Consider the following 6,550-nt stretch of genomic DNA (forward strand, 5'->3'; position numbering starts at 1 on the left):
TTGGCGCTCGGCCGGCCTTCGAACTCGGCAAGTCCCTTGCGAGAATCCGCTATGACCGCCTCCCGGCTCCCCGTTCTGCTACTGCTCGCCTGCGCCCCCCTGGCCGAGGCCGCAAGCGACACCCGGTCGCCGGTACCGGTGCCGGGCGCGCCCGCCCAGACCGACACCCGCGTTCTCGAAGCCGGCGCCGATGTGCTGCAGCGCAAGCCACCCATCGCCGCCCTCAACACCTACCTGGACGGCTTCCACTTCTACAACGGCCACCCCAAGAGCCAGATGGAAGCCCACCACTATTGCAGCGTGCTGGGCGAAGAGATGTACCAGTGCGTGATCTACGACGGCAACGTTGCCGAGGCCAAGCTGATGGGCGTCGAGTACATCATCAGCGAACGGCTGTTCAAGACCCTGCCCGCTGCCGAGAAGGCGCTCTGGCACAGCCATGTGCACGAGGTGAAGTCCGGCCAGCTGGTCGCCCCCGGCGTGCCCCAGGTGGCCGAGCACCGGCTGATGGACAAGCTGGTGCACACCTACGGCAAGACCTGGCACACCTGGCATACCGATCAGGACCTGGAGCTGCCCCTGGGCGTCCCCCAACTGATGATGGGCTTCACCGCCGATGGCCAGCTCGATCCCAAGCTGCTCGCCGAGCGTGACCGCCGCCTGGGCATCTCCAGCGCCGAGACCAAGGCCGCCCGCGCCGACCTGCCGACCCCCGCGGTGGCCCCCGGCGCCGATGCCTGGCAGCAGGGCCAGGTCATCCAGCTGCAGGACCCCACCGGCCAGTTGCACAAGCACGCCGGCGAGCACACCGAAAAGGGCGTCAACACTAGTTCGAACAAGCCCTGAGAGGTGCCATCAGGACGCGCCCGCCGGACTTCGCTCGGACCCACGCGCCGCTGCCCCGCAGGCATGGCAGAAGTGGGCGAAGGCGCTCTTGCGCGTCTGGCAGGTGCCGCAGTGGTCGTGCAGGCCGATGCCGCAATGCGGGCAGAAATCGATCCCCGGGTCCTTGAGATCCACCGGGCGCTCGCAGCCGGGGCAGACGCCCTTGGCCAGGCGCGCCAGGGCGGTGTCGTAATGCAGTTCTTCGCGGCGCACGGTATCCGGCTGGGCTTCCTTTAGCGCCAGGCGGGCGCGATAGTCCTGCAGGGCGCGGATGGCGTAGCGCCCACCCAATACCGTCAGCAGGATGCCTACCAGATAGCGCACGTAGCCACCGTAGCTGGGTAGATAGGGCACCAGCTCGACGAAGAAGGCGAACAGCGCGAAGAAGATGAAGCCCCAGACGAAGGGCCACCAGGGGCTCTGGCGCTGGCGGACGAACAGCCAGGCGGCGACGGCCAGCAACGGCAGGGTGAGCGCCAGCCGATAGAGGAAGACGCGCAGTTCGGCCTGGCGACGGGCGTCGAGCCAGGCATCCTGGGCTGCCGCCGACAGCTCCGCCAGGCGTCGCTGGGCCCTCTCGGCCCCTTGCTCGGAATTCAGCAGCAACTGCTGCTGCCGCTCGACCTGCTGCTCGGCGGTGCGCTCGCTGGCCTTGAGTTCATCCAGGGCGCGGCTGCGGGCGATCAGCTCGGCGTCCTGCTCGGGGCGCTGGGTGGTCTGGCGGGTCGCCAGCCAGTTGTCGAAGGTCTCGCGGTTGGCCTGGTAGCTGCGCGCCGCTGCGGCCTGCTGCAACTGGGCCTGGTCGAGGGCGTCCTGGGCATCGCGTCGGGCCCGGTTCGCTTGGCGCTGGTCATCTCGCGCCGCGGCGGTGGCCGCCGGGTCCATGAAGTCGTCCAGGCTCTGCTGGCGCTCCACCTGGGGCAGGTCGCCGACCAGGGTGCCGCCCAGGCCGATAAGGAAGCCGGCGAATACCAGTGCCAGCAGCCAGAGGCCGCGGTTGAACCACTTTTCCGAGAGTCGCAGCGATTTGCCCATGGGTCCGTCCTGGTCGAGAGAGGTCTCAGCTTAGCCGGTCGGCGCCGGCGCCGCTCAGGCCAACTTGATCGCCACCACCCCGGCGACGATGGCCAGGCCGGCACAGACACGCCCCAGCGGCAGCGACTCGCGCAGCCAGAACACGCCGATCAGCAGGGCGAACAGCACACTGGTCTCGCGCAACGCCGAGACCAGGCCGATGGGCGCCTGGGTGGTGGCGACGATCACCAGGCTGTATGCCAGCATCGACATCACCCCGCCGGCCAGGCCCGCGCGCCAGTGCGGACCGAGGCCGACGAAGGCCTGGGCGCCACGAGTCAGCCGCAGCACCAAGGCGGCCACCGCGCCGTTCACGGCGAACAGCCAGAGGGCATAGGCCACGGCATCGCCGCTGGCGCGGGCACCGAGGGCATCGGCCAGGGTATAGCCGGCGATGAAGGTCCCGGTGGTGAAGGCGCAGGCCAGCAGCGCCAGGCTCGGTGGCGTCCCCCGTCGGGCACCGAGCAGCGCCATCAGCGCCAGCCCCGTCACCAGCAGGCCCAGCCCGAGCAGGGCAGGTGGCGAAAGGGCTTCGCCCAGGGCGAAGAAGGCCACGGCGCTGACCAACAACGGCGCGCTGCCGCGGGAAAGCGGATAGACCTGGCCGAGGTCGCCGTAGCGATAGGCGCGGGCGAGAAAGGCGTTGTAGCCGATGTGCAGCAGGGCGGAGAGGGCGATCCAGGGCCAGGCGGCAGCGGGCGGGACGGCGACGAAGGGCAGGGCGAGCAGCGCGGCGCTGCCGGCGCCGATCTGGATCAGGCTGGCGGTGAGGAAACGGTCGAGGCCGATCTTGAGCAGGGCGTTCCAGCCGGCGTGCAGCAGGGCGGCGAGCAGTACCAGGGCGAACAGGGGCGTGGTCACGAGGCCTCCGACGGGGTCAGCTCCCGAGTCTAGCAAGAAGCTCCCGGCCCGGTGGTTGATCGGCTTGGCGGCGGGGCGCGGCACGGCGCAGAATGCCAGTTGTCGTCACCCAGACCAGGAGGGTTCATGGGGTCGCAGCAGCTGTCTACGTCGCTACCCGCCGAGGTCGAGGCGCGCCAGGGCAGGGTCGGGCTGGCCCTGGTCGCCGGGCTGTCGATCCTGGCTGGCATGACCGACGCCATCGGCTTTCTCGCCACCGGCAACTTCGTCTCCTTCATGAGCGGCAATACCACGCGCCTGGCGGCCGATCTCGGCCATGGCCAGTGGTGGCCGGCCGTTCAGCTGGCCTTGGCCATCCTGGTGTTCGTCCTGGGCAATGCCGGTGGGGTGCTGTTCCAGCGCCTCAGTGGTCGCCGTGCCTGCCTGCTGCTGGCGTTCCTGGCACTGCTGCTGGCCCTGGCCGCCTGGCTGCCGAACGCGGAGGCTGCGTTGTTGCTGGCCATCTTCGCCATGGGCATGGTGAATGCGGCGGTGGAACAGGTGAATGGCCTGCCCATCGGCCTCACCTACGTGACCGGCGCCCTGTCGCGCTTCGGTCGCGGCCTCGGGCGCTGGCTGCTGGGCGAGCGCCGGCCGGGCTGGCGCAGCCAGCTGGTGCCCTGGGGCGGCATGCTGCTCGGCGGGGTGTTGGGGGCCTTGCTGGAGCGTCACCTGGGTCTTGCCGCGCTGTTCGTCAGCAGCGGCCTGGCGGCCGTGCTGGCGGTGGCGTTTCGCCTGGTGCCACGAGGTTGGCAGTTACGTTATCTGGCGAATTGAGCCGGTAGCGGCAAGGCGCGCCGCTGCGCGTCATCCGCGGCGGACGCACCTGCCCAGGATCGCTAGCTCGCGGTGATCTGCGCATTGCCGATGGTGAACCAGCACTTGTCGGGGTCGTCGGTGAACATGGCAGGATCGCTATTGAGCACCCCGGTGACGGTCACGCGATCACCCTTCTTGAGCTTGTTGGTGGCCTTCTTGTTGACCAGCAGATCATCCCGCGTGATGGCCTGACCAGAGCACTTGGAGTTGGTCGGGTCGTTGAAGACCACGACGATCTTGTTCTGGCTGGTGATCACTCCGGTGGTTGTCACCCGGGTCACGACGCCTGGAATGGCCAGGTTTTTCAGGCTCCATTTGTCCTTGGCCGCGACCTCGTTCTGCTGCCAATCCTTCCAGATGTCCGACAGCGTGGCCTGCTGGGTCGCGGAGAGCGATCTCAGGTCGCCGTTCAAGAGGTCGCCAGTGGTGCCGAGGGCATTGTTGGTGGCGGACATGGCGCTATCCAGGCTTTCGCAGCCCGACAGCAGGGCGATGAACGCCAAGGGCAGGTATCTTTTCATGAGGGATTCCTTTTCGAGACGAGGGGCGCGAGGACTTCTGTTCGGTGGAGATAGCCGATGAGCTCTGCCCGCTAAGGCGTCCACCAGGTGCCACCCGTTTGTCCGCAACCCTTGCGGGTCTTCTCCAGCAGTTCGGCATCGCGGCGGTAGTAGTAGTAATCCACCGGTTGCCCCATGAAGTGCTTGCAGACCGCCTGGGGGGTGGCGGGGCACTTCTCGCTATAGGTGATCTTGGCCGGTCCGCCACCGCCCATGGCGGCCAGTTGGGCGAGCGCCGTGCAGCTCTCCTTGAGCCTGGCAGCGGGTAGTTCAGCGCTCACCACCATGCAGTCCTTGGTGTCCACCTGGGTGCCCTGGGCGTTGACCTTCCCTTCGAGGGTGCAGGCCCGGTCTTCCGCCTGGGCGGAAAGGGCGGTCAAGCCGGTGACACAAGTCACCAGGAGCAGGAGGTACTGGCTGTACATGGCAAACCCTTGAGCGGTCATTGCTGTTTCTGGTTCCGTTATTGGGTCAAGAAAAGTTGCTTAGTTTAGGTAATAGTGGTCGACCACATTGTTTTGGAAGTAGATCGACAGGCGAGAGCCCACCGCGCCACTCGACATTGTCTTTTTGTTCCCGGTGACAGTATTGACGTCATTCATGACGTCCTGGCCTTTGTTCGCTTCGACCTTGGCGTTATTGATCTTCCAGAAGGTATCCGTGGAAACATATTTTTGGGCTACGTTCAGGTATTTATCCAAGCTGGGTTCCTGGCTCTTTTCGTAAATCCAGTTCACCTCGTTGCTACCATTGGAAGAGGATGCGCTCTCATCGTGTGGTGTACCGAACATTTGCAATACCTGATCCTTGGTCGTCTTGCCCGGTATCAGATTCTGTTTCAGGTAGGCCGCTTCATACTTCTTGCCCCCACCACTCATAGGATTGGTGATATCGCCAAGACCGCCGCCCTGGCAGCCGCTGAGCGTGACCAACATGAACGCCGACAGGGTGGCAAATAGGCTGTTTCGCAGAAAGATGCGCATGGACGCTCCCTTGAGGATTGATCCTGATTTCGCGCCGCAGAGCGGCAATGGGCCTGGCCAGAGACAGCGGCCGCGAGTTGGGAGCCGCTGCCCTGAATGCATGGTTGGCGGGAAATATCCGGGCGATGCCGCCGGCATGCCGTCACCCGATGTGGCCGAGCAAGAGCGGCAAGGTCGGGAAAGTCTAGGTAAAGGCGGTTTTTGCGAGGAATAGTACAGATGCACTAGTTACCAGCGAGGCAAGGAAACGTCTTGCCAAGGCGTTGGTTTGGATTGGCGCTAATGGTTATCGTGAAAACTTCTTGATAGGTCCGGTATTGCTCGGTTCGCATCGACTTACCAGCTCAATTCTCCCGCGGTACTTTGCTTTCGACCTCTCTTTGTTTTGTTAGGGGGCGGGGCTAGTACAGATGTACAGGTGTGACTTGGCGGTTTTTCGGGCAGACTCGGGGAAGGCTTCCGCGTGGACTCGATCAAGGCTCGATAGCGTTTTTATAAGCCGTGAGAAGAGTGAGCTCGCACTGTTCCTGGTGTTCCAGGCGCCTTTCAGTCGACGGTCGAAGCAGGATGTTCGCGTCTTCGGCACTACAGGAGTTGGGTCCATGCTGAATTCGCGCTTCGCCCTGAGCCTGCGCAATGATTTGCCGGCGATGCAATGGGCCGATGCCGAACGCGGTCAGGCGCGTATTCGCCTGGTCATCGCCACCTTGGCGACGCTGTATGTCGTCGTGCTGTACCTGAACGGCAAAGTGGGCCTCGAGGTGCTGCTGACCATTCTGGTCGTCCACACCTGCTTCCTGTTGATCGCCACCGGGTTGCTGCTCCATATCGGTCGTCATCCAGGTGCCGTCTTCTGGCGGCGTCTGGTCGGCATGGTCATCGACTACGGTACCATCGCCTTCTCCACGCTGGTCATCGGGGAAAACTACCTCCTGCTGCACGGCGTGGTGGTTTGGATTACCGTGGGCAATGGCCTCAGATTCGGCCGTAGTTACCTGCTGCTGGCGACCGCCTTCGCCTTGCTCTGCCTGGGTATCCTGGTGGCCGGCATGCCCTTCCTGCGCCAGTATCCGGCGGTAGCCCTGGCGCTGCTGATCACCACCCTGATCGTGCCCGGCTACATCTACTATCTGCTCGATCGCTTGCAGCGGGCAATGCGCGAAACCGAGGCCGCGCAACGGGCCAAGTCGCGCTTCCTGGCTCAGGCCAGCCATGACCTGCGCCAGCCGATCCATGCCCTGGGCCTGTTCACCACCTGCCTGCGCAATGCCAACCTGGGCGCGGCGGAGCGGCAACTGGTGGACAACGTCGACCGCTCCCTGGAGAGTC

The 6,550-nt window shown here is 65.1% G+C and carries 8 protein-coding genes; 3 read left to right on the top strand and 5 right to left on the bottom strand.

Annotated elements, in window-relative coordinates; translation table 11 throughout:
• Nucleotides 1-51: 51 nt before the first annotated feature.
• Nucleotides 52-846 carry an OBAP family protein gene (locus QZ471_RS08205; RefSeq protein WP_295462547.1) on the top strand — a complete coding sequence of 265 codons (795 nt, stop codon included), beginning with the start codon at nucleotides 52-54 and terminating at the stop codon, nucleotides 844-846.
• A gap of 9 nt (nucleotides 847-855) precedes the next feature.
• On the opposite strand, the gene QZ471_RS08210 is transcribed toward QZ471_RS08205, so the two are convergent.
• Nucleotides 856-1,920, bottom strand: coding sequence for a zinc ribbon domain-containing protein (locus QZ471_RS08210; RefSeq protein WP_295462549.1), 1,065 nt, complete (start codon nucleotides 1,918-1,920; stop codon nucleotides 856-858).
• A gap of 54 nt (nucleotides 1,921-1,974) precedes the next feature.
• The gene (locus tag QZ471_RS08215; RefSeq protein WP_295462551.1) at nucleotides 1,975-2,820 is read right to left on the bottom strand and encodes an EamA family transporter; all 846 of its coding nucleotides are present in this window, start codon (nucleotides 2,818-2,820) and stop codon (nucleotides 1,975-1,977) included.
• 126 nt (nucleotides 2,821-2,946) lie between these two features.
• On the opposite strand from QZ471_RS08215, the gene QZ471_RS08220 reads away from it, so the two are divergent.
• On the top strand, nucleotides 2,947-3,636 hold the full coding sequence (locus QZ471_RS08220) for a YoaK family protein (protein ID WP_295462553.1): 690 nt from the start codon (nucleotides 2,947-2,949) through the stop codon (nucleotides 3,634-3,636).
• A 62-nt stretch (nucleotides 3,637-3,698) separates the two neighbouring features.
• On the opposite strand, the gene QZ471_RS08225 is transcribed toward QZ471_RS08220, so the two are convergent.
• From QZ471_RS08225 to QZ471_RS08235, 3 genes are all read right to left on the bottom strand, one after another.
• Nucleotides 3,699-4,199 carry a hypothetical protein gene (locus tag QZ471_RS08225; RefSeq protein ID WP_295462555.1) on the bottom strand — a complete coding sequence of 167 codons (501 nt, stop codon included), beginning with the start codon at nucleotides 4,197-4,199 and terminating at the stop codon, nucleotides 3,699-3,701.
• Nucleotides 4,200-4,270: 71 nt separating this feature from the next.
• Nucleotides 4,271-4,684, bottom strand: a complete 414-nt coding sequence (locus QZ471_RS08230; RefSeq protein ID WP_295462557.1) for a hypothetical protein — start codon at nucleotides 4,682-4,684, stop codon at nucleotides 4,271-4,273.
• Nucleotides 4,685-4,723: 39 nt separating this feature from the next.
• The gene (locus QZ471_RS08235; protein WP_295462559.1) at nucleotides 4,724-5,221 is read right to left on the bottom strand and encodes a hypothetical protein; all 498 of its coding nucleotides are present in this window, start codon (nucleotides 5,219-5,221) and stop codon (nucleotides 4,724-4,726) included.
• A 602-nt stretch (nucleotides 5,222-5,823) separates the two neighbouring features.
• Here QZ471_RS08235 and QZ471_RS08240 point away from each other — a divergent pair.
• Nucleotides 5,824-6,550: histidine kinase dimerization/phospho-acceptor domain-containing protein (locus QZ471_RS08240; RefSeq protein ID WP_363286884.1), on the top strand; the 727-nt coding region annotated here is incomplete at its 3' end.

This window comes from uncultured Pseudomonas sp. (assembly GCF_913774235.1).
GTDB lineage: Bacteria > Pseudomonadota > Gammaproteobacteria > Pseudomonadales > Pseudomonadaceae > Chryseomonas.

Excerpts from the sequence above, each read along its gene's own strand:
- QZ471_RS08205 (WP_295462547.1), top strand. The coding sequence starts at position 52 with ATGACCGCCTCCCGGCTCCCCGTTCTGCTACTGCTCGCCTGCGCCCCC.
- QZ471_RS08210 (WP_295462549.1), bottom strand. The coding sequence starts at position 1,920 with ATGGGCAAATCGCTGCGACTCTCGGAAAAGTGGTTCAACCGCGGCCTC.
- QZ471_RS08220 (WP_295462553.1), top strand. The coding sequence starts at position 2,947 with ATGGGGTCGCAGCAGCTGTCTACGTCGCTACCCGCCGAGGTCGAGGCG.
- QZ471_RS08225 (WP_295462555.1), bottom strand. The coding sequence starts at position 4,199 with ATGAAAAGATACCTGCCCTTGGCGTTCATCGCCCTGCTGTCGGGCTGC.
- QZ471_RS08230 (WP_295462557.1), bottom strand. The coding sequence starts at position 4,684 with ATGACCGCTCAAGGGTTTGCCATGTACAGCCAGTACCTCCTGCTCCTG.
- QZ471_RS08235 (WP_295462559.1), bottom strand. The coding sequence starts at position 5,221 with ATGCGCATCTTTCTGCGAAACAGCCTATTTGCCACCCTGTCGGCGTTC.